At 76.1% G+C, this 18,003-nt stretch carries 19 protein-coding genes; 10 read left to right on the forward strand and 9 right to left on the reverse strand.

What is annotated here, in order from left to right; translation table 11 throughout:
- Positions 1–60: 60 nt before the first annotated feature.
- Entirely contained in the window at positions 61–2,304 is a 2,244-nt protein-coding gene (locus tag CCE01nite_RS07145; protein WP_034624958.1) for a rhamnogalacturonan lyase family protein, read from the reverse strand.
- 219 nt (positions 2,305–2,523) lie between these two features.
- Here CCE01nite_RS07145 and CCE01nite_RS07150 point away from each other — a divergent pair, with 219 nt between their 5' ends.
- Complete coding sequence (locus CCE01nite_RS07150; protein WP_141372121.1) at positions 2,524–3,036, forward strand: hypothetical protein; 513 nt, start codon at positions 2,524–2,526, stop codon at positions 3,034–3,036.
- A gap of 76 nt (positions 3,037–3,112) precedes the next feature.
- On the opposite strand, the gene CCE01nite_RS07155 is transcribed toward CCE01nite_RS07150, so the two are convergent.
- A complete protein-coding gene (locus tag CCE01nite_RS07155) occupies positions 3,113–3,838 on the reverse strand; it encodes a hemerythrin domain-containing protein (RefSeq protein WP_034624964.1) in 726 nt (241 codons plus the stop codon).
- A gap of 400 nt (positions 3,839–4,238) precedes the next feature.
- Positions 4,239–5,312 (reverse strand): helix-turn-helix transcriptional regulator, encoded by a 1,074-nt coding sequence (locus CCE01nite_RS07160; RefSeq protein WP_034625041.1) that lies wholly within the window; start codon positions 5,310–5,312, stop codon positions 4,239–4,241.
- 115 nt (positions 5,313–5,427) lie between these two features.
- On the opposite strand from CCE01nite_RS07160, the gene CCE01nite_RS07165 reads away from it, so the two are divergent.
- Positions 5,428–5,853, forward strand: coding sequence for a VOC family protein (locus tag CCE01nite_RS07165; protein ID WP_034624967.1), 426 nt, complete (start codon positions 5,428–5,430; stop codon positions 5,851–5,853).
- 296 nt (positions 5,854–6,149) lie between these two features.
- A complete protein-coding gene (locus CCE01nite_RS07170) occupies positions 6,150–6,518 on the forward strand; it encodes a hypothetical protein (RefSeq protein WP_034624973.1) in 369 nt (122 codons plus the stop codon).
- Positions 6,519–6,585: 67 nt separating this feature from the next.
- On the opposite strand, the gene CCE01nite_RS07175 is transcribed toward CCE01nite_RS07170, so the two are convergent.
- Positions 6,586–7,218 carry a maleylpyruvate isomerase family mycothiol-dependent enzyme gene (locus CCE01nite_RS07175; RefSeq protein WP_034624976.1) on the reverse strand — a complete coding sequence of 211 codons (633 nt, stop codon included), beginning with the start codon at positions 7,216–7,218 and terminating at the stop codon, positions 6,586–6,588.
- A gap of 96 nt (positions 7,219–7,314) precedes the next feature.
- Between CCE01nite_RS07175 and CCE01nite_RS07180 the strand changes: the two genes are divergently transcribed.
- Entirely contained in the window at positions 7,315–8,535 is a 1,221-nt protein-coding gene (locus CCE01nite_RS07180) for a class I SAM-dependent methyltransferase (RefSeq protein WP_052103460.1), read from the forward strand.
- Positions 8,532–8,756: a helix-hairpin-helix domain-containing protein gene (locus tag CCE01nite_RS07185; RefSeq protein WP_034624978.1), complete on the forward strand. Its 225-nt coding sequence runs from the start codon at positions 8,532–8,534 to the stop codon at positions 8,754–8,756. The genes CCE01nite_RS07180 and CCE01nite_RS07185 overlap by 4 nt, the downstream gene beginning before the upstream one ends.
- Before the next feature lie 116 nt (positions 8,757–8,872).
- On the opposite strand, the gene CCE01nite_RS07190 is transcribed toward CCE01nite_RS07185, so the two are convergent.
- Positions 8,873–9,457, reverse strand: a complete 585-nt coding sequence (locus CCE01nite_RS07190; RefSeq protein WP_034624981.1) for a mycothiol transferase — start codon at positions 9,455–9,457, stop codon at positions 8,873–8,875.
- 133 nt (positions 9,458–9,590) lie between these two features.
- Between CCE01nite_RS07190 and CCE01nite_RS07195 the strand changes: the two genes are divergently transcribed.
- Together CCE01nite_RS07195 and CCE01nite_RS07200 are read left to right on the forward strand one after the other, a co-directional pair.
- Positions 9,591–10,589, forward strand: coding sequence for a helix-turn-helix transcriptional regulator (locus CCE01nite_RS07195; protein ID WP_034624983.1), 999 nt, complete (start codon positions 9,591–9,593; stop codon positions 10,587–10,589).
- A gap of 119 nt (positions 10,590–10,708) precedes the next feature.
- On the forward strand, positions 10,709–11,416 hold the full coding sequence (locus CCE01nite_RS07200) for a DUF1361 domain-containing protein (RefSeq protein ID WP_052103445.1): 708 nt from the start codon (positions 10,709–10,711) through the stop codon (positions 11,414–11,416).
- Positions 11,417–11,496: 80 nt separating this feature from the next.
- Here the strand turns inward: CCE01nite_RS07200 and CCE01nite_RS07205 are convergent, their stop codons facing one another.
- Positions 11,497–13,407, reverse strand: coding sequence for a M64 family metallopeptidase (locus tag CCE01nite_RS07205; protein ID WP_034624985.1), 1,911 nt, complete (start codon positions 13,405–13,407; stop codon positions 11,497–11,499).
- Positions 13,408–13,420: 13 nt separating this feature from the next.
- Positions 13,421–13,885, reverse strand: a complete 465-nt coding sequence (locus CCE01nite_RS07210) for a hypothetical protein (protein ID WP_034624988.1) — start codon at positions 13,883–13,885, stop codon at positions 13,421–13,423.
- Positions 13,886–14,131: 246 nt separating this feature from the next.
- Between CCE01nite_RS07210 and CCE01nite_RS07215 the strand changes: the two genes are divergently transcribed.
- Positions 14,132–14,698: a hypothetical protein gene (locus CCE01nite_RS07215; RefSeq protein WP_034624990.1), complete on the forward strand. Its 567-nt coding sequence runs from the start codon at positions 14,132–14,134 to the stop codon at positions 14,696–14,698.
- A gap of 3 nt (positions 14,699–14,701) precedes the next feature.
- Entirely contained in the window at positions 14,702–15,814 is a 1,113-nt protein-coding gene (locus CCE01nite_RS22055) for an OmpA family protein (RefSeq protein ID WP_052103448.1), read from the forward strand.
- 99 nt (positions 15,815–15,913) lie between these two features.
- On the opposite strand, the gene CCE01nite_RS07225 is transcribed toward CCE01nite_RS22055, so the two are convergent.
- Together CCE01nite_RS07225 and CCE01nite_RS07230 are read right to left on the reverse strand one after the other, a co-directional pair.
- The gene (locus CCE01nite_RS07225; protein WP_052103450.1) at positions 15,914–16,570 is read right to left on the reverse strand and encodes a DUF459 domain-containing protein; all 657 of its coding nucleotides are present in this window, start codon (positions 16,568–16,570) and stop codon (positions 15,914–15,916) included.
- Positions 16,567–17,232 (reverse strand): LysE family translocator, encoded by a 666-nt coding sequence (locus CCE01nite_RS07230; RefSeq protein ID WP_034624993.1) that lies wholly within the window; start codon positions 17,230–17,232, stop codon positions 16,567–16,569. The genes CCE01nite_RS07225 and CCE01nite_RS07230 overlap by 4 nt, the downstream gene beginning before the upstream one ends.
- 83 nt (positions 17,233–17,315) lie before the next feature.
- Here CCE01nite_RS07230 and CCE01nite_RS07235 point away from each other — a divergent pair, with 83 nt between their 5' ends.
- A complete protein-coding gene (locus CCE01nite_RS07235; protein ID WP_034624995.1) occupies positions 17,316–17,912 on the forward strand; it encodes a GNAT family N-acetyltransferase in 597 nt (198 codons plus the stop codon).
- Positions 17,913–18,003 lie beyond the last annotated feature (91 nt).

The raw sequence follows: 18,003 nt of genomic DNA on the forward strand, positions 1-18,003 counted from the left end.
GCGGCGGCGCGGTGGTGCCGTCCGGGTCGGCCGGGAGGGGACCGGCCGACCCGGGGGCGGTCAGCGCACGTACACGTTCGGCCGCGCGGGCATCGCGAACGGCGCCCCGATCGCGAACGACGGGTGCGGCGGCTGGTTGTACGCCGTGTTCTGCCACGCGATCGCGACCCGGTACTGCTGGTCGTGCAGCAGGGTCCACAGGCGCGTGTCCGTCGGGTGCGGCGTCGCGTAGATCCGCAGCGCGCTGTCGTCGGACGTCGCCCAGACGACCTCCTCGCGCCAGTCGCCCAGGATGTCGCCCGAGAGGGTCGGCGTCGACTTCGTGCCGTTGTTGCTGTGCACGCCCGAGCCGGTCAGCAGCCGGGTGTCGCCGCCGGTGCCGTACTTGTCGATCCGCGTGCCGTCGAGCAGCTCCCGGACCGGGTCGCCGTCCCACCACGCCAGGAAGTTCGCCGACGAGGGCTTGCGGGCGACGGCCGTGCCGGAGGTGTTGCGGAGCTGGGAGTCCGACGACGACCACGACTCCGCGCCGGGGCTGCCCGCCCAGATGTCGGACGAGACCCCGCGCCCGTTGTCCGTCGTGCCCGGCGTGCGCCACAGGATCGCCCCGGTGCGGGCGTCGGCCATGAAGGAGTCGGGCTGCGACGCCGTCTCGGTGACCTTGTAGTACTCGAGGCCCGGGCGGCTCGGGATGAAGTCGCCCAGGTGACCGGCGTCGCCGTGCCCGTACCGGGTGTTCCACAGCCCGCGGCCGTCGTCGTCGATCGCGGCGGCGCCGTAGAGGATCTCCTGGCGGCCGTCGCCGTCGACGTCACCGACGGACAGGGAGTGGTTGCCCTGCCCGGCGTAGGTGCTGTTGCCCGACGAGCTCGAGTCGAACGTCCAGCGCCGCGTGAGCTTCCCGTCGCGGTAGTCCCAGGCCACGACGACGGCCCGCGTGTAGTAGCCGCGCGCCATGATGATCGACGGCCGCACGCCGTCGAGGTAGGCGGTCCCGGCGAGGAACCGGTCGACGCGGTTGCCGTAGGAGTCGCCCCAGCCCGACACCGAGCCGCGCGCGGGGACGTAGTCGGTCGTGGCGCCGATGGCGCCGGTCTGGCCCTGGAAGACCGTGAAGTACTCCGGCCCGCTGAGCACGTACCCGTCGCCGTTGCGGTGGTCGGCGCTCGCGCTGCCGATGACCTGGCCGGTGCCCGAGCGGGTGCCGTCGGCCGTCTTGACCGCGACCTCGGCCTTGCCGTCGCCGTCGTAGTCGTACACCTGGAACTGCGTGTAGTGGGCGCCCGCGCGGATGTTGCGGCCCAGGTCGATGCGCCACATGCGCGTCCCGTCGAGCTGGTACGCGTCGAGGTACACGTTGCCGGTGACGCCGGCCTGCGAGTTGTCCTTGGCGTTCGTCGGGTCCCACTTGAGGACGACCTCGAGCCGGCCGTCGCCGTCGAGGTCCCCGACGGACCCGTCGTTCGCGACGTACCCGGAGCCCGGCTTGGAGATGGGGACGTCGAGGTACCCGTTGGCGAACCCGAGGGACGGCGCCGACGGTGCCTGCTCGGTGCCGTTCACGACCGCGCGCACGGTGTAGCTCGCGCCCGCGGACGCGCCGGCGTCGACGTAGTTGGTCGAGCCGGTGACGGGTGAGGACGTCACGCGCGTGCCGCCGCGGTACACGTGGAAGCCCGTCGAGGCGGCCTCGGTGCCGAGCAGCCGCCACTGGACGAGGTTCCCCGAGCCGGACCGCACGCTGATGAGCCCGCGGTCGAGGTCCTCCGCCTGCCACGCACCGGCGGGCGGGGTGGTCGTCGTCGGGGTGGGCGTGGGGGTCGTCGTGGCCGTCGGCGTCGGCGTCGGCGTCGTGGTGGACGTCGGGGAGGCGGTCGGGGTCGGCGTCGGGGTGACCGTGCCGGTGCACGCCGTGCCGTTGAGCCGGAAGGCGGTCGGGGCGGTGTTGGCCGACCCGTTCCACGTCCCGTTGAACCCGAACGCGACCGTCCCGCCGGACGGGACCTGCGCGTTGTAGCCGGCGTCCGTGACGCTCACGGTCGTGCCCGACTGGCTCGCGACCCCGTTCCACGCCTGCGTCACGGTCTGCCCGGCGGGGAAGTCCCACGCCAGCGTCCAGCCGCTCACCGCGTCGCCCAGGTTCTCGACGGTGACGCTCGCGCCGAACCCCGTCGACCACTCGTTCGAGACCGCGTACGTCACGCGGCAGCCGATGGCCGCGTGCGCGCTCTCCGCGGCCACGACCCCCGCGCCGACCGCTGTCGCGGCGGCGAGAAGTCCTGCCGCCACCCCTCGTGCTCTCATGGCGTCTCCTTCACGACGTCACGCCACCGGCCGGTCGCCGCGACGCTGCGGGACCGCGGCCCGGGCGTCGTCGCCCCGGACCGTGTCCGCGCCCCAAGGTAGGTAAGCGCTCGCCCGTGAGGAACGGAGCGGAGCCCTCTGAATCCTTTCAAGTCGAAAGTTTCGCTGAGCGGACCGCGGTTCCTCCGGCGGCTCCGCGCTCGTTGGTACCCTCACGTGGTGACGCCCGCCGGCCCCAGCCCCGAGCCCGTGGACCGCCGCGCGTGGGTGCTCGTCGTCGCCCTCGTCGTCGTGGTGGTCGGGCTCGCCGCCGCGGTGCGCACGCTCGGCGCACCCGTGCGGGACCCGCTGACGGCGGCCGCGACGAGCAACGCGCGCCACGGCGCGCAGATCCTCGACGCCGGGCTGGTCGGCGCGCTCGACGACGCCGGCGACGGGTCCCCGGAGGCGCTCACGGCGGCGTTCGAGGAGGCCTTCGACCGGACGCCCTGGATCGACACCTACGAGCCCGTCGACCCCGGCGGGGCGGACGCCGCGTGGCGGGTCCAGATCGCCGGCAGCGCGTCGGTGGGCAGCGGGCTCTTCTCCGAGATGGCGGAGGCGGTGCTGTGCGTGGACGTCACGGTGACCCGCGACGCGGACCCGCCGGTGCGGATGGTCGACTCGGCCTGCCTGACCGAGCAGATCCGTCGCGACGACGACCGGTTCGTGGAGATCGACCTCTCCGAGTGACCGCTCGCCGGCGGCGCCGGAGGCCGTGGCGCCCGTCCGTCAGCCGCGCCGGCCTCCGCCGGCGGCGTCCACGCGCTCAGGCGCCGCCCGGCCCGCCGCTGCGGGTGCTCGGGTCCTCGCCGATCCGCAGCAGCGGCAGGTGCTCCACGCGGTGGGCCGCCCACGTCAGCGTCCGGCTCGCCGTCCGCAGCGCGGGGACCACGCGCTCCGGGCCCCGGCGCGCACCGGCGTCGAGCAGGTCGCGGAGCCGGTCGAGCACGGACAGCGGGACGGCGGACAGGACGTTGCCCGGTGGCCGCCGCGCGACGACCGGGTGCGCGCGGGTCGGGGCCACGCGCCGGACGACCTCCCACAGCACGCCCAGGCGCCGCACGTCGCGGGTGCTCACGGCCTGCTGGAGCCGGGGGAGCAGCACGTCTTCCTCGTCCCGCACGTCCTCGCGGAGCACCTCGGTCAGCCGGTCGAGCACCGCGCCGCGCTCCGGATGATGGTGGCCCATGCCCTCGAGCCGGGTCACGAGCTCGTTGACCTCCTGGTGCTCCTGCTCGACCTCGAGGCTCAGCTCGTGACCGTCGGGCAGCACCCGGCGCAGCGTCGGCCACAGGACGGCCTCCTCCGCGAACGCGTGCGGGAAGACGAGGCGGTAGAGCCGCTGGAGCACCGCGTCCTGCTCGTGCCCGTGCGTCCGGCCCAGCTCGTGCAGCAGGCGGTCGAGCGTGACGTGGTCCTTCTTCTGCCGCGTCAGGACGCTCACGCGCCCGCCGAGCTCCGTCACGCTCTGGTCGGCGATCGATCGGGCCATGGCGGACTCCCTGGGTCGACGGTCCCTCCTCCGACGGTAGGTCGGGTCCGGCCCGCACGCGCGCGCAGGCGCCGCGGTCCTCGACCACGTCCCGTCGGGTCACCGAGGGACGGGGGCCACCCACACCAGCCCAGCGCCCGCGACGAGCCCCGTGGCGGCGGCCACGACCGCGCCCGTCCACGGCACGATCGCCACGACCTGCCACAGCAGCACCCACTCCTTGCGGACGCCGACGCGACGAAGAACGCCGCGGTGAGCATCGTGGGGAGCGCGAGCGGGCGAGGAGGCCGGCGGACCCGTACCCGTACCCGTGCCTGTCCCGCGGTTCCTGTGCCGCCCACGCGCGCCCGCACCCGCCGACGTCCCCGGCGTGACAGGTCCGTCGTCCGGTGGGCACGACCTACCACGCGGCGCCTCGAGCCGTCCGTGCGAAGCGGTCCGCGAGCCGGCCGAACGCCTCCGCGAGCTCGGGCGGACCCACCACGTCGACGTCCGCGTCGAACCGGGCCAACGAGGCCGCGAGGCCGACCCACGACCACGCGCCGAGCACGACCCGGCAGCGACCCGACCCCAGGTCCTGGACGACGCCGTCGGCCACGTAGGGCGCGACCTCCGCCGCGGGTGCGTGCACGACGACCTCGCCCCGGCAGGGCCACTCCGCACCGGCGCCGCCCGTCCCCGCGCCGCCCGCCGCCCCGTCGCCCGCCCCACCGCCGTCCCCGACGCCACCTCCGCGGCGCCCGCCCGCCGCTCCCGGCTCCGGCAGGCCGCGGAACCGGGCGGTCAGGTACCGGTCCAGGTCCCCGCCGGGCACCTCCCGCGGCGTGAACCGTGCCCCGCCGGGGCTGCGCGGGGTCAGGCGGTCGACGCGGAAGGTCCGCCAGTCGTCGCGGTCGAGGTCCCACGCGACGAGGTACCAGCGGCCCGAGCGCGCGACGAGGTGGTGCGGCTCGACCCGGCGCGGCGGACCGGGATCGACGCCGGCGGGCGCGCCGGGCGCGCGATGGTCGAGGCGCAGGACCTCGCGCGCGCTGATCGCGGTGCTGATCGCGGACAGGACGGCCGGGTCGACGGGGTCGCCGTGCCCGGGCGGGCCGGCGTGGACGTGCAGCGCGTCGACGCGCTGCCGCAGCCGGACCGGGAGGAGCTGGCGGACCGTGCGCAGCGCGCGCGTCGCACCCTCCTCGATGCCGGCGCCGGACGCGGCGGCGGTCTGCAGGGCGACGGCGAGCGCGACCGCCTGCTCGTCGTCGAACAGCAGCGGGGGCAGGGACGCCCCGGCGCCGAGCCGGTAGCCGCCCTCGCGCCCACGCGTGCTCGTGATCGGGTAGCCGAGCTCGCGCAGACGGTCGACGTCGCGCCGCACGGTGCGGTCGGTCACGTCGAGGCGCTCCGCGAGCGTCGTGGCCGGCCAGTCGCGCCGGGTCTGCAGCAGCGAGAGGAGCGACAGGAGGCGCGAGGACGTCGTGGGCACGGGCACCAGTCTGCCGCGATATCCGGACCCATCCTGTCCGGATGGCTTGCGACGGTGTGCGTGCGCCGCCCGTACCGGGTGCCGCACCCCGACAGCACCACCACCAGGAGCCGGAATGTCCATCACCACCACGACCCACATCAACCTGCGCGGCGACGCCCGCGCCGCGCTCGAGCTCTACCGCGACGTGTTCGGCGGCGAGCTCACCGTCGTGACCTACGGCGACGCGCACGCCGCCCAGGACCCCGCCGAGGCCGACCAGGTGATGTGGGGTCAGGTCGTCTCGCCCGACGGCTTCCACGTCATGGCCTACGACGTCCCGGCCGCCCAGCCGTGGTCGCCGGGGGAGAACCCCTACTTCGTCTCCGTGCGCGGTGCGTCCGCCGAGGAGATCAGCGGGCTGTGGGAGCGCCTGAGCGCGCGCTCGACGGTGGTCGTGCCGCTCGCCCCGGCCGGCTGGGCGCCGCTGTACGGGATGCTGCGCGACCCGTTCGGGGTGGTCTGGGTGCTCGACGTCGCGGTCGCGTACGACGCGTCCTGACTGCGCGGCCCCGTCACCCGGACGGACCGTCCCGGACGGGTGACGGGGCGCTGGCGTGGCGGTCGGCCCGCGCCCGGTGGGTCCTCCCTCGTGCTCTGGAGCCCTCGTGCGTGCCGTCCGTCCCCTCGTCGCCCCCGCCCTCGTCGCCCTCGCGCTCCTCGTCACGGGGTGCTCGTCCGGCGGCGACGACACCGCCGCGACGCCCACGCCGACCCCCGAGGCCACGGTAGACGCCCACCCCGACCCCCACGCCGACGCCCCTGACCGGCGCGGCGTGCCTCGTCGGCGGCTGGGACGTGGACCAGGCGTCGCTCGCCGCGGGCCTGCAGCAGACGGTCGCGGCCGACGGCACGGTCGGCGAGGTGCAGACGGCCGGTGCCACCTGGATCTCCTTCAACGGCGCGCTGAGCGGTGCGTACACCGCGACCGACACCGAGATCACGGTCCCCGCGGTCGACACGAGCGGTGTCGCGCAGGCCCTGTCGTTCACGCTCGACGGCGCGCCGTTCGAGATGCCGGCCGAGGAGTCGGGCGCGGACGAGTACCAGGGGATCGACCTGACCGGCACGCAGAGCTACACGTGCACCGAGCAGGAGCTCGTCCTCGTGAGCCCGGCCGCCGACGGGGCCCCGGAGACCCAGCAGCTCCTGCGCCGCCGCGCGTGACCCGTCCGGTGCGGCGCCGAGGGACCTCCCCCGGCGCCGCAGCGACCCCGTCGCCCGCCGCCCGCCGTCAGCACCGCGCCCGCAGCGTCCCCACGCCCGGGCCGGTCAGCTCGTCGCAGTACACCGCGCGCCCCGTCATCGCCATGACGAGCGCGAGCGTGGACCCCGAGACCTCGGGCCCCGCGCCGGCCGTGAAGCCGCCGTCCGTCGCGACGAGCCGCAGCCCGCGCACGCGCCGGCGCGCGACCACGACCTGGTCCGTGCCCGCGTAGTACCGCGCGACCGCGTCGAGGACCCCGGCGGGGTACGCCCGCACGATCCCGAGGGGACGCCGGACGTCCTCGCCGTGCACCACCGCCTCGCCCAGGATCGCGAGCCGGGGGAGCGGCGGCGTCGTCGTGCTCGTGACGACGCGCTCGAAGCGGGCGAACGTCTCGGCGGGCGAGTCCCCGAGCTGCTCGGCGAGGCGCATCGCGACCTGCGCGTCGAAGTCGAACCGGCAGCGGACCACCCCGGCGAACCACCGCAGGCCGTCGAGGCTCGCCGCGGCCGTCAGGTGCGCGAGCACCTCGCGGACGGTCAGGCCTGCGCACAGCGACGGAGTCTCCCAGCGCTCGTCGGCGAGGCCGCGCAGGTCGTCGGCCAGCGCGGCGCGCTCGGCGTGGATGAGGTCCCAGGTCCGGGTGGTCGTCGTGGTCACGCTGCAGCAGACCACGAGCCGGGCCGGAACTCATCGCGGCGGTCCGCGCTGCGCCCGTTGCTAGCCTCGGCCGGTGACCCGAGCCCGGTGCGCGCGATGAGCGACGTCCTCGACGACCTGAGCCGGTACCCCGACCTCGAGGCGCCCAACCTGCACGCGGTCGACGCGACGGACCGGCTCGTGCTCGACGAGGCCGCGACGGCCCTCGCGGACGCGGCCGACGGCGGCGTCGTCGTGATCGGCGACCGCTATGGCGCGCTGACGCTCGGCGTGATCGCCCGGCACGGCGTCATCGGGGTCCGCACGCACCAGGACCGGCTCACGGGCGAGCGCGCGCTGCACGCGAACGCCGCGCGGCTGGGCCTGACCGGGTTCACGTCGCACGCGCTCGACGCGTCGCTCGTCGCGGGCGCGCGGCTCGTGCTGCTCCAGCTCCCGCGCTCCCTGGACGCGCTCGACGAGGTCGCCGCGCTGGTCGCCGAGCACGCCGACCCGGGCGTCGTCGTGGTCGCGGGCGGGCGGCTCAAGCACATGACGACGGCCATGAACGACGTGCTCGCGCGGCACCTCGGGACCGTCGAGGCGCGGCTCGCGCGGCAGAAGTCCCGCGTCCTCGTCGCGTCGCACCCCCGCCCGGCGGCCGAGCGCCCGCACCGCCGCTGGCCCGAGCACGCCGAGCACCGCGACCTCGGAATCACGGTGTGCGCGCACGGCGGGGCGTTCGCGGGCACGGCCGTCGACATCGGGACCCGCGCGCTGCTCGCGCACCTCGACGCGGTGCCGCACACGACCGGCTCCGCGGTCGACCTCGGGTGCGGCACCGGGGTGCTCGCGGTCGCGCTGGCCCGGCTCCGGCCGGGGCTGGGAATCACGGCGACGGACGAGTCGGCGGCGGCCGTGGCGTCGGCGCGCGCGACCGTCGAGGCCAACGGCGTCGCCGACCGGGTCACCGTGGTGCGCGCCGACGCCGCCGGCGCGCTGCCCGACGCCTCCGTCGACCTCGTGCTGCTCAACCCCCCGTTCCACGTGGGCGCCGCGGTGCACGCCGGCGTCGCCCGCGCGCTGTTCGCCGACGCCGCGCGGGTCCTGCGGCCGGGCGGGGAGCTGTGGGCGGTGTGGAACTCGCACCTGCGCTACCGGCCGAGCCTCGAGAGCGTCGTCGGGCCGACCCGGCAGCTCGGGCGCGACCCCAAGTTCACGGTGACCGTCTCGACGCGGCGGGACGCACCCGGGGCCGGCCGGGACCGGTCGAGGGCGTCGATCCCCGGCGAGGCGGCCCGGGACGCGGCGACCCACGACGCGGAGGGGAGTGCATGAGCACGACGGACGGCGGCGCCCGGGGCGACGTGCCCCTGACCGCGCGCATCGGACGGCCGGCGCTCGGCGCGCTCGCGCACGTCGGGGTCACGACGCTCCAGGAGGTGAGCCGGAGGAGCGAGGCCGAGCTCCTCGCGCTGCACGGCGTGGGCCCCAGGGCCGTGCGGCTCCTGCGCGAGGCGCTCGCCGCCGAGGGGCTGACGCTGCGCGACGACGGCTGAGCCGCCGCGGCGACGGACGGGCCGCCGCGATGACGGCCGAGCCGGCGTGACGACCGCCGCGCGCCGCGAGGACGCCGAGGCGCCGCGACGACGCCGACCGGCCCGGCACCCACCGCTCACCCGTGCTGCGGCGGGTCCTCGCCCACGAGCCCGTCGACCGCCTCGCGCAGCAGGTCCGCGTGCCCGACGTGCCGCGCGTACTCGTCGTGCAGGTCCACGAGCACGCGGCGCAGGTTCGGCCCGTCGCCGTCCCACATCGGCGAGCGCGTGTGCTGGTCGAGCCCGCCGTCGGCGAGCGTCGCCGCCCACGCCGCGCGCGACCGGGCGACCGCACCGCGCCACAGCGCGTACAGCTCCTCGGGGGAGTCGTCGGCGGCGGAGGTCCAGACCCACTCCGGGTCGTCGGGGTCCGCGGTGTCCCACGGCGGTCCGAGGCGCTGCAGGCCCTCGCCGGTGCGGCTGGGCCGGCCGGTGACGTCGAGCACCGTGCGGTGGTCCTCGACGAGGGCGAGGTGCTTGAGCAGGCCGCCGAGCGTCATGGTCGACGGCGCGAGACGGCGGTTCAGGCCGTCCGCGTCGAGCCCGCCGGTCTTCCACGCGAACGTCGCGCGGGAGCGGTCCAGCGCGAACAGCAGCATCTCGACCTCGCCCGCGGTCATCGAGGGCTCCTCGATGCGCAGCTCGTCGTCGGTGTCGGTCATGGGCGTCTCCTCGGTGAGCGGGTCGGTGAGCAGCGACGGGGACGGTGTCCGCCGCGGGCCCCTGCCGGTGGCCGTGGGACCGACGCTAGGGTCGGTTCCGGACGATCGGCTTCCGGAATGGAGGCGTGAGGCGATGACGGCCGACGAGAGCCCCACCGCACGTGCGCTGCTCACGCTCGAGCTGCTGCAGGACGCCCCGGGCGTGACCGCCGACCGCCTCGCCGCCCGGCTCGGCGTGAGCGAGCGCGCGGCCCGCCGGTACGTCGGGATCCTGCGCGAGGCCGGCATCCCGGTCGAGTCGGTGCGCGGGCCGTACGGCGGCTACCGCGTCGGCCGGGGGCTGCGCGCCGCGCCGCTGCGGTTCACCGACGCCGAGGCGCTCGCGCTCGTCATGGCGGTGCTCGACGGCCACCACGACGCCGACGACCCGGCGGACCCGGTCGGGCGGGCGCTCGACAAGATCCTGCGTGCGCTGCCCGGACCCGTCGCGGCGCAGGCCACGGCCGTGCGCCGGACCGCCGCCGCGGCACCGGACCGCGCGGCCGCCCGGCCCGACCCCGCCACGGCGAGCGCGCTCGTGCACGCGTGCGCGGAGCGCCGGCCCGTCCGGATCGGCTACCGGTCCGAGGCCGGGAACGCCTGGGACTCCGAGGTGGACCCGTGGGCCGTCGTGGTCCGCCACGGCCGCTGGTACCTCGTGTGCCGGCTGCACCGGGCCGACGCGGTGCGCGCGTACCGCGTGGACCGGGTCGGCGCGGTCGAGGTGCTCGCCGGCACGTTCGCGCCGCCCGACGACCTCGACCCCGTCGCGCTGCTCGACGAGCACCTCGCGACGGGGTGGGAGTACACGGCGGACGTCGTGATCGAGGAGCCGGTCGCGGGCGTGCGGCGTCGGCTGCCCCGCGCGCTGGGCCGCCTCGAGGCGCTCGACGACTCGTCGACGCGCCTGACCGGCACCACGAGCAACCCGTTCTGGTACGCCGAGCAGCTCGCGGTCCTCCCGGTCCCGTTCCGGGTGCTCGGCGGGCCGGAGCTGCGCGCCACCGTCGGGGCGCTCGGGCGGCGGCTCAGCGCGGCGGTCGCGGACACCGGTGCCGGTGCCGCGGCGGACGACGACCCCGCTGCGGGGTGAGGGGCGCTGCGGCGTGAGTGGCGCGTCGTGGCGAGCGTGCCGCGGAGCGGGTCGCTCTGGCGCCGGGAAGCCCCGCGCTGCCACAGTGGCTGCCTGACCTGCGGCGACGGGAGCAGCGCGTGCTGGACAGCCTGATCGGCGGGGTGCTGGGCATGGACGTCTTCGCCGCGGTGCTCGTGCTGGCGCGGGCCCGCGTGTTCGGCACCCGGCTCTACCGGCCCATGCTGCTGAACCTGGCGCTGTGCGCGGCGCCGCTGCTCGTGCTCCTCGCGGGGCTCCTCGTCGTGGTGCTCACGCGGCTCGCCGGCGCGCCCGACTGGGTCGAGTGGCTCCTGGCGGGCGTCACCGCGGTCGTGTGGCTGCTCCTGCTGCCGAACGCCGGCTACCTCGTCACGGAGCTCAACCTGAGCCACCGGCGCGACGGGGACGGGGTGCCGATGTGGTTCGACATCGGCCTCGTCATCGGGCTCGCGATGGCAGGTGTGCTGACGACCGTGCTCAACGTCTTCGCGGTGCACCTGTCCTACGCGCTGCTGCGGTACGGCGACCGGGCGTCGGCGCTCGAGCACGCGGACGGTCGCGTGCTCGTCGGCGTGCTGCTGCTGCTCGTCTGGCTCGGCATGTATCTCGGGCGGTACCTGCGCCTCAACAGCTGGGACGTGACGCACCCGACCGCCCTGGTCCGCAAGCTCCACGCGCACGTCGTGACCGAGCGGCAGGCGGGCGCGCTCGTCGGCTTCTGCGTGACGCACACGGTGTTCTTCGCCCTCATGTACGTGGTGGTGATCGGTCCCGTCGTCGCAGGCCTCGCTGCGGCGGAGCGCTGACCGCCCCCCGACCGACCGGGACCGGTCGCGGGACGGTGGCGTCGCCGTCGCGCCCGACGACGACGCCACCGCCCGTCACGTCACGTCACCGCGACCTGGAACCACCCGCCGGCCCAGCCGCCGCTGCCGTCCCACCACGTGCTCCAGACGCGGGAATCCGTGCCGACCGTGAAGACGTCGAGGTGCTCGGCGACCCGGGAGATCGCCGCGACCTGGCCGCCGGGCTTCCCGACCCCGCCGGCGACGTGGAACCAGCCCGCCCAGCCGGACGACTCGTTCCACCACGTGCTGTAGACGCGGTTGTCCGTGCCGATCACGAACAGGTCGAGGTGGTCGGAGTAGCGGGCCACCGCCGTGACGGGCGACCCGGCCGAGGCGACCCCGCCGGAGACCTGGAACCACGTGCCCCAGCCGGACCGGGCGTTCCACCACGTCGAGACGATCCTCCCGTCGGGCGCCGTGGTGAACAGGTCGAGCTGATCGGGGTGCCGCGCCACGACGGTGACCGTGGAGTCGGGCCGCGCCGTCTGCCCGCCGACCTGGAACCACCCCGCCCAGCCGGTGCGCTCGTCCCACCAGGTGCTCCACACCCGGTTGTCGGTGCCCACGGTGAACACGTCGAGGTGGAACGGGTACCGCGCGACCGCGGTGACCGTCGCACCCGGCGCCGCGACCCCGCCGCCGAGCTGGAACCACTCCGCCCAGCCGGAGCGCGCGTCCCACCACGTCGACATGACGCGGCCGTCCGACGCCGTGGTGAACAGGTCGAGGTGGTCCGCGTAGCGGCTCACGACGGTGACGGTCGACCCGGGCCGGGCCACGAGCGACCCGATCCGGAACCACCCGGACCAACCGGTCGACTGGTCCCACCACGCGCTCCACACCCGGTTGTCCGTGCCCACGACGAAGAGGTCGAGGTGCCCGGCGTACCGGGCGACGGACGTGACGGGGGAGCCCGCGCCGCCCGGCGAGGCGAACCCGCCGGAGACGTGGAACCACCCCGCCCACCCGACCGACTGGTCCCACCAGTCGCTCATCGTGCGGCCGTCGGACGCGACCGCGAACACGTCGAGGTGCTCGGGGTAGCGGGCGACGACGGAGATCGGTGTGCGGGCGCGTGCGTCGAGCACCGACAGCGGCCAGAGCCGGTTCCAGATCACCTGGCGGCAGACGCGGCAGAACGGCACGCTCAGGTTCCGCATCTTGCAGTCGAACTCGGGCCGGTACGCGCCGCAGTGGTAGTAGTGGGCGCCCTCGAAGGCCCCGACCGTGCCGGTGGGGACCGGACTGGGACGCGAGTCGACCGTCGAGCAGTCCGGGTTCGACATCGTCGGGATCGCCGTCGCCGCGTCGACCGCCCACGCCCACTTCAGCGTGGCCCGCGTGCTCTGGATCGTCACGTTCGGCTCGGACGGCTCGGTCGCCGGGTGGTGGTCGTGCCCCGTCTCGTCGCCGCCCGCGTAGTACGGGTACTCGTCGGCGAGGCCGAACGCGGTGTGCCCCATCTCGTGGATCGCGATCTCGGTCGCCCCGGTCGCGAGCGAGTACGTCCCGACCGAGCCGCCGGCCCCGCCGTAGACCGTCGAGTTCACGACGACCAGCACGGTCGTGACCTCGGGGACCTGCGCGGCGGCGACCGTGAGCGCCGTGGTGGCGTTCACGAGCAGGAGCCGGCGGATGCCGTTGCCGCCGAAGGTCGCGTCGAAGTAGGTCCGGACGACGGCGCCGGTCCCGCCCGCGGACGCCGGGTCGTCGGCCCCCGAGTCGGTCGAGGCGACGTTGACGCGGAAGACGTTGACCGCCGGGCTGAGCTCGTCGAACGGGGGCGTGCCCGTGAACGCGGTCACGAACGCCGCAGCCGCGGTGTCGAACGCGCCCTGCTCGGCGGCCGTGAAGCCCTCGGCGAGGAGCACGACGTTGAAGGCCCGGTTGCGGGGCTGGTTGCCGAAGATCTGGGTGACACCCTGGACGGTGCCGTCGGAGGTCGTCATGGTCGCCGCCCCCTCAGCCCAGCTCGACGGGGAAGGTGGCGAGCTCGGTGGCGCGGGCGCGCGCCTCGGACGGCGCGGGCGCCGGGCCGGTGTCGCCCTCGGCCGGCCGGGCCGCCGGGGGCACCCGCAGCACCGCGACCTGCTGCGCCAGGTCCGCGGCGGGCAGCACCACGGTGAACGCGCCGTGCGGGCGGTCCACCTCGGTGCGCGTGATGGGCTCGCCCGGGTCCTCGGGGAACACCTCGAGGCTGCTGCCGAGCTCGCCGCGGACGGGGACCGCCGCGAGCGGCGTGCCGTCGGCGCCGCGCACCTCGACGTAGTGGCCGGGCGGCAGGGCGCGCTCCTGGTGCAGGTCGAAGCCGGTGACGGCGACGTCGACGCGCTGCTGGGAGACGAGGCGGACGTCGTCGCCGTCGTACTCGAAGATGAAGCGGACCGCGGACTCGGGCGGGGTCGCGGTCTCGTCGGGCTCGCTCATGGGTGGTCCTCGTCTCTGAGGTGCTGCGGGCGTGGGGTGCTGCGGGTGGTGGGGTCCGCCGCGCCCGGGGGCGGGCGGTCACGGGGGAGGACGGCGGCGTCCGAAGGGTGATACCCGGCTGCGCGTCCGGGCCGGGATGACGGCACGTCGGGGCAGCCACGCGGGCGCGTCGGCTCCCGGACCGCCGTCCCGCACCGCGTGGTCGCGCTCCGTCCCGGCGGGCCCCGACGGCTACGCTCGCCCGTCGTGACCCACCGCACCTCTCCCCACCCCCTCCGGCGGACCGCCGCCGTCGGAGCGCTGCTCCTCGCGCTCACGGCCTGCACCCCGGACGCGACGGACGACCCCGAGCCGACCGCGGCCGCGACCGGCGGACCCGTCGTCGTCGGGGCGCAGGAGTACGAGCCGATCCTCGAGATGACCCTGCCCGTGCCCCGCTCCGCGAAGGGGAACGAGACGACCGTGGGGCTCGTGTCCCTGGTCCAGTCGGGCCGGACGACCGAGCTGCGGCTCGTGCTCACCCCGAGCTTCCCGGAGGCGGAGGAGGGTGAGCAGATCTCGGTCTACGACATGTTCGGCGGCGACGTGCTCCCCCAGATCTGGGACGTCGCGGGCCTGCGCTCGTACAGCGTGGTCTCGGACACCGGGCGCGACTTCGAGACGGACGTCGTGCGCGCGACGGCGGCGAACGGCGAGGCCGTGCTCTACCAGGCGTTCTTCCCGGCGCTCGAGGAGCGCCCCGAGACCGTCGACCTCGTGCTGCACCCGTCCTGGCCCGTCGTCGAGGACGTCCCCGTGACGTACGAGGACTGACGCGTGCGCGCCACGACGCACCGCCGCCTGCTGGCGGCCACCGCCTCCCTCGCCGTCCTCGTCGCGACCGGGACCGCCGCGCCCGCGACCGCCGCGGACGCCACCGACGGTCCGGGGGTCGACGTGCTCACGCTCGACGACCTCGGGGACCCCACCGACTCCGCGCTCGACGCGGCGTCCCTCCAGCACGGGGGCACGCCGCGCGACCACACGCTCGACGGCACGATCACGTCGGTCCAGGTCGTCGAGACCGAGGGCGAGGAGGTCCTGGTCACGCTCGCCTCCGACCTGCTCTTCGCGATCGACAGCGCGGACCTCGGCGAGGCCGCCCGCCAGCGCGTCTCCGAGCTCGCCGCCTCCGTGCCGCAGGGCGCGACGCTCGCCGTCGACGGCCACACCGACTCGGTCGCGTCGGACGAGCACAACCAGGGGCTCTCCGAGCGGCGGGCCCAGGCGGTCGCCGCCGTCGTCGCCACCGCCCGCCCGGACCTCGTGCTCGACGTCCGCGGGCACGGCGAGAGCGCCCTCAAGGTCCCCGAGACGGGCGACGGGGCCGCCGACGCGCGCGCCCAGAACCGCCGCGTCGAGCTGCGCTACCGCGCCCCGGGCGCGGTGGCGACGGACACCGAGACGGCGCGGCCGACCGCGGAGCCGGCGCCCTACGTCCCCGGCGAGCTCCGGGCCGAGGTGCTCGACCCGGACGCCGTGGTCGCCGAGCACGAGGTGGTCGTCCCCTCCGGCGAGGGCGAGGGGGCCCGCGTGCGGGTCGGCGTCGAGGAGGTCGTGGTGCGCGGCTCGGTCGCGCGGGTGCGGTTCCAGCTCACGCCGCTCGACGAGTTCGACGCCGACGGCTGGCACAGCGTCTACGCGCTCACGGGTGAGGGCGAGCTCTACGCGCGGGTGATCGACCCGGCGAACCTCACGACGTACCGGCCCGCCAACTACGTGTTCCTCGAGTGGGAGACGGACACCGTCCGGGTCCAGACCCGCGTCGACGAGCCCGTGCGCTTCGAGACCTACGTCGCGCGGCCGCTCGCCGACGTCGACACCGTCGACGTGTCCCTCGTGCCGCAGTGGCCGGTGTTCACGGGCGTCCCGGTCGTCCGGGGCGAGTAGCGCTCGCGTGGCCGGCGGAGCTGCGGGCGCGCGGGCGAGCGGGACGAGCTGTCGTCGCCGTCGTCGCCCACCGTCCGCCGGACCGTCGCGCGCTGTCCGTCAGGCCGGCGCGTGCGGGACGACGAGCCCTGCGAGCCACGACCGCCACGCGGGCCGGACCAGCGCCGCGAGCGCCGCGTAGCCCTCGGCCCCGGGGTGCGCGCCGTCGCCGCCGTCCCGCACCTGCGCCGTCCACGCCCCGTCCGCGAGGAGCGGACCCAGCACCTCGACGGCCGTGACCCCGTGCGCCGCGGCCTCGGCGCGCAGCCGGGCGTCGACGTCCGCGATCCGGGCGTTGACGCGCTCGTCCGCGATCGGCGGCGGCCCGACGACGAGCACGTCCAGCCCTCGCTCCGCCGAGCCGGCCAGCAGCGTCCGCAGGTGCGCCACGGTCTCGTCGGGCGCGACCCGGGGCCCGCCGTCGTCGCCGTCCGTCGCGTCGTTGACCCCGAACGACACCACCAGCCCGGTGCGCCCGGCGCGGGGGAGGCGCGCGGTCGTCTCGCGCTCCCACCGCGCCAGCACGTCGGCCGAGGTGTTGCGGCGCACGCCGAGGGGGTACGCGGTGAGGTCGGTCCCGGCGGCGCGGGCGTCGGCGACGAGGCGCGTCGTCCAGCCGAGGCCGGTCGGGTCGCCCACGCCGGCGACGAACGAGTCGCCGAGGAAGAGCACGGTGACGGGGCCGGCCTCCGGGGAGGTCGGCGCGGCCGCGCTCACGCGGGCAGCGCCCGGGCCGTCGCGGCGAGCCGCACGCCGAACGCGACGAGCACGAGGCCGGTCACCCGGTCCGTCACGCGCGCGACGACCTCGCCGGAGAGCCAGCGGGACGCGAACCCGGTCGCGAGGATGATCGCCGCGAACCACGCCATCCCGAGCACGTTGTGGACGGCCGCGAGCAGCACGCCCATGAGCAGCGGCGAGACCCCGTCGGGCACGAACTGCGGGATCGTCGCGAGGTAGAAGACGCCGACCTTCGGGTTGAGCAGGTTGGTGCCGAGCCCCATGAGGAACGCCCGCCCCACGGACCCCCGCGGCTCGGGCGCCGCCGCGCTGCCACCCGGCTCGCTGTCGAGGGCGCCGGGGCGTCGGCGCAGGCTCGACCACAGCAGCTGCGCCCCGAGCACCACCATGTACGCCGCGCCGGCGAGCGTCAGCACGGTGTACGCCGTGCGGGACGCCGCCAGCAGCGCCGACGCCCCGACGGCCGCCGCGACGCCCCACGCGAAGCAGCCGGCGTTGACCCCGGCGCCCGCGGCGAACGCGTGCGCCCGCCCGCGGCTGATCGCGGAGCGGAGCACGAGCGCGGTGTCGAGCCCGGGGACGATCGTCAGGAGGCCCGCCACCAGGGCGAACGAGAGGACGGCCTGCGTCACGGTCATGCGCGGCAGGGTAGCGAGACGTTCCCCGCACCCACCGGCGGACCGGCCCGCGTGGACACCGGCGGTTGCGGCACCATCGTCGGGTGCCCGTCCTCGTCGCCCCCGAGCTCCCCGCCGGGCGCCTCACGCGCCTGGCGCAGCCGACCCTCGCCACCTCCTCGCCCGCCGGGCCGGTGACGGTGCGTCCGTGGGCCGCGGCCGACGCCCCCGCGGTGCTCGACGCCTACGCGGACCCCGCGATCCAGCAGTGGCACGTGCGCTCGATGACCTCCGACGAGGCGCACGCGTGGGTCGCGCACTGGCCCGGGCGGTGGGCCGACGAGACCGGCGCCGGGTGGGCCGTCGAGGCAGACGGCGTCGTCGCCGGCCAGGTGAGCGTGCGCCGGCTCGAGCTCGCCGAGGCGTGGGCCGAGATCTCCTACTGGGTGCTCCCGCACGCGCGCGGGCGCGGCATCGCCCCGGCCGCGCTCGACGCGGTGACCGGCTGGCTCGTGTCGGAGGTCGGCATCCTGCGCGCGTCGCTCACGCACTCGACCCGCAACCCCGCGTCGTGCCGGGTCGCGACGAAGGCCGGCTACCTGCCCGAGGGGACGCTGCGCCGCCAGGGCCGCCACGCGGACGGCTGGCACGACATGCACGTGCACGCGCGGCTCGCGGACCTGGGGGCCGACGGCGCGTGACGGGCTGCTCGACGCCGGACGCCCGCGGCGCGCGGGGCCCACGAGGGTGGCGGGCACGATCGGTCACGCGGGATCGTTGTCCCCGTGACGG

It is taken from the genome of Cellulomonas cellasea, from assembly GCF_006538745.1.
Lineage (GTDB): Bacteria > Actinomycetota > Actinomycetes > Actinomycetales > Cellulomonadaceae > Cellulomonas_A > Cellulomonas_A cellasea.